A 2,884-nucleotide genomic window follows, 5' to 3' on the forward strand; every position below is an offset into this window, starting at 1 on the left:
GGAGAGGTCGGAACCATTATATCTGACAGATTCATTGTTTGTGGAAACTACTGCGTTAGAGTAAAGTTCCCATCCGGTGAAGATGTCTATGATTGTGATTTTTTTGTTTAATACTAAAAATATAATGGAAATGGCAACAAAAATTCAAATTGACGTAATTGGAAAAATAGAAGGTACTCAATTTATGAAGTGTAAGCTATATACAAATGAAAATATTGTCATTATCATGATGAATGAATTTGATTATGAACGGTTGAAAGAAGAAGGAATCTTCATAAGAGATGGCAAAAGTCGAGATTCAGCCGGGGTGTTGAATACAACCAATACTTTCATCGAAAAAAATTAATACTCAAAACAAAAAAGAATGATTATGGATAAAAAAGAAAAGAATTTTGCCACATACAAAGAATTTGGAAAGATGCTTCGGGAAGTGGCAAACATATACTCCAAACTGGGTGACGAACCTTTGCTGGAAGAAGGACGTGAATACAACGCAATCAGAGACGCTGTACAGGCGATAACCAACAAGCACGACTTTGCCTCCTACATCCTGCCATGGAGGGAAGATTTCCGCTCGATGCCCTTCAACGTAACAAGGCAAAAGAAATGGGCTGATTATGTTGCTGAATGCCATGCCAAGGGAAAAGAAATAGATTACGATAATTACGATTGGGATAAATGATTATAATTTTATCGAATTGTGTTAAAGGGAATGGATGTCATATAATCAAAGTATAGATAGAATGTTTATTGAATATAAGGTATATCGTAAGATGTCAGATTTGAAGCCTTTTATATCTAGGGATGAACTCCCTTCTTGTCAGATGATTGGAAAGAAAATGTTTGTAGGGAAAAAAGCAAAAATAGAGGCTATTTATAGACTTACAGGGGAACGTTTACCAGAAGACTATACAACAGAGCAGGTAAACAGTTACCTTACTGTAGAGCTTTTTAATACATCTTTATGGCATAAGTACAGGAAGATTTATAATGAAGTTTCTAATGAAAAAGAAATTGTTATTGAGAATTATAGTTATCAATATACATTAGTTGTAGAATTAGCAAATAAATCAAATCCACCATTGGATGAAGGGAAGATAATACATTTTGTTATGTGCGAACTATTAGGAAATCCTTGTGAAATGTATAAAGGGATGAAAAACCCTATAATTTCTTTACGAAAAGATTATGATAGATAAAGCAAAAACATTAGATGAATGCTTTAAGGAACTAATCCTTAAAAGAGGTTGGTCTAAAAATAGTCCATATGACCGCCGAACTGCATCAAGGCATAAAAAGTTATTCCTTGAAGGAGCGTTGCCTGATGAATTTAAAAGAATATATTTGCAAAGTGCTGGTTATACAATAGTGCAGCCGGAGCTTTGGCGACAGGAATTATAAAACAGAGAAAATGAACTGGAGGAACATAATAAGAAATCTATTAGAAGTTATCATTGCTATATTTAGAATGATTCTCATAGGGCTATTTTATATAGCCAAGTTTATGTTTATGTTCTTTATTCTACTTTTTTTTGGTGTATTAATCAGTCAAAATAATAAGCGATGGTAAATAGAGAAATAAAAGCCCGAAAACGTGCGGTGAAAGAAGAAAAAGAAGAAATAGACGGTGAGATTGTTAGAATTAGAAAAGGGCATCCTCGTACAAATCTTCCTGTGGAACTCCCAGAAAATCCCACATGGCTGAAACAACCTAATGTGGTTACATTAATGGCTGGTGATTTTAAGACAGTACAGATTAGAATCTTAATAGCTGTTATAGAGAAATTACAGAATGTCATAGAATTAAGTATTCAGCATCTAGATAAATATGGTACATCTATTCCATGCGAGCAATTATCCTTATTTCAAGAATATTCAGACCGTATAAGAGTAGATATTGCATATCGGGATTTGGGCGTTAGTCCAGACCAATACAAGGAAGTAAAAAGTATGGTTCGTAAATTAATCAGTATTCCTGTAGAGTTTGATGTCAAAGACCCCATAACAGGTGAGGAAAGTTGGTCTATTACTGGTTTATTTACAAAGGCAAATATACCTAAAACTCCTTATTCAAGAGGTTTTTCTTTAGAAATGGATAGAGAGGTCGCTAAAGTTTTCATTAATGTTGATAGAGGCTTTACACGCTATATAAAAGAGATAGCCTTAAGAGCGCAAAGTAGATATACAATAAGAATGTATATGCTGATTAGTTCGTGGAAAGAAAAAGGTGGTTTCTCTATTTATGTGGATAGATTTCGGAAATTCTTAAAACTAGAGGATAAATACCCCGAGTTTAAAGATTTATATAGACGTGTAATACGCCCTGTTTACGAAGATTTGTTTGAACAGGCTGATTGCTGGTTTGAAATGGCAGAAGTTTATCGTAATTCAGGCGATACACAGCCTTATAAACTTAATTTCAAAGTTATTAAGTCTGCATTATCAAAGAAGGAAGAAGAACTATTAAAAGGACAAAAGAAGATGATAACGAATTTTTGTTCTTTGCACTTTGCAATGAAGGACGAACATTTGCAGCAGTTTATTCCACAGATTACCTTAAACAACTATAAAGCAGTAGTAACTAAGATGCTTTATCTAGGCGAATATGTTAGAGATAACTGGAATAAAATTTCAAATAAAGCAGAATATTGTTTATCCGTATTATTAAAAGAGGTAGAAATACTCCCCGGAATGATTGGAGAAGAAAAAGAAGATGAATAAAAGTTGGGTTTTTGTCCCTATGGATGGTGTAAAAGTTGGGTTTTTGTCCCTAAGAAGTTGGGTTTTTGTCCCTAAGAAGTTGGGTTTTTGTCCCTAAGAAGTTGGGTTTTTGTCCCTAGCTTTTTGTGATTAATCGTTGATTTTTAAACAGTTACCTTTTCAT

General features: G+C 33.6%; 5 protein-coding genes. All 5 read left to right on the plus strand.

The window, feature by feature from the left end; all coding sequences use genetic code 11:
* Positions 1-130 precede the first annotated feature (130 nt).
* Positions 131-346, plus strand: coding sequence for a hypothetical protein (locus AB5213_RS16875; protein WP_005647278.1), 216 nt, complete (start codon positions 131-133; stop codon positions 344-346).
* 24 nt (positions 347-370) lie between these two features.
* Positions 371-682, plus strand: coding sequence for a hypothetical protein (locus tag AB5213_RS16880; RefSeq protein ID WP_005647275.1), 312 nt, complete (start codon positions 371-373; stop codon positions 680-682).
* 34 nt (positions 683-716) lie between these two features.
* Entirely contained in the window at positions 717-1,199 is a 483-nt protein-coding gene (locus AB5213_RS16885; protein ID WP_005647273.1) for a hypothetical protein, read from the plus strand.
* The gene (locus tag AB5213_RS16890; protein ID WP_008671645.1) at positions 1,189-1,401 is read left to right on the plus strand and encodes a hypothetical protein; all 213 of its coding nucleotides are present in this window, start codon (positions 1,189-1,191) and stop codon (positions 1,399-1,401) included. Before AB5213_RS16885 ends, AB5213_RS16890 begins: the two co-directional genes overlap by 11 nt.
* A 162-nt stretch (positions 1,402-1,563) precedes the next feature.
* On the plus strand, positions 1,564-2,721 hold the full coding sequence (locus AB5213_RS16895) for a replication initiation protein (RefSeq protein ID WP_005837459.1): 1,158 nt from the start codon (positions 1,564-1,566) through the stop codon (positions 2,719-2,721).
* Positions 2,722-2,884: the final 163 nt, after the last annotated feature.

The organism is Coprococcus sp. RTP21204st1_G4_RTP21204_210225 (assembly GCF_040915385.1).
GTDB classification, from domain to species: Bacteria; Bacillota; Clostridia; order Lachnospirales; family Lachnospiraceae; genus Allocoprococcus; species Allocoprococcus comes.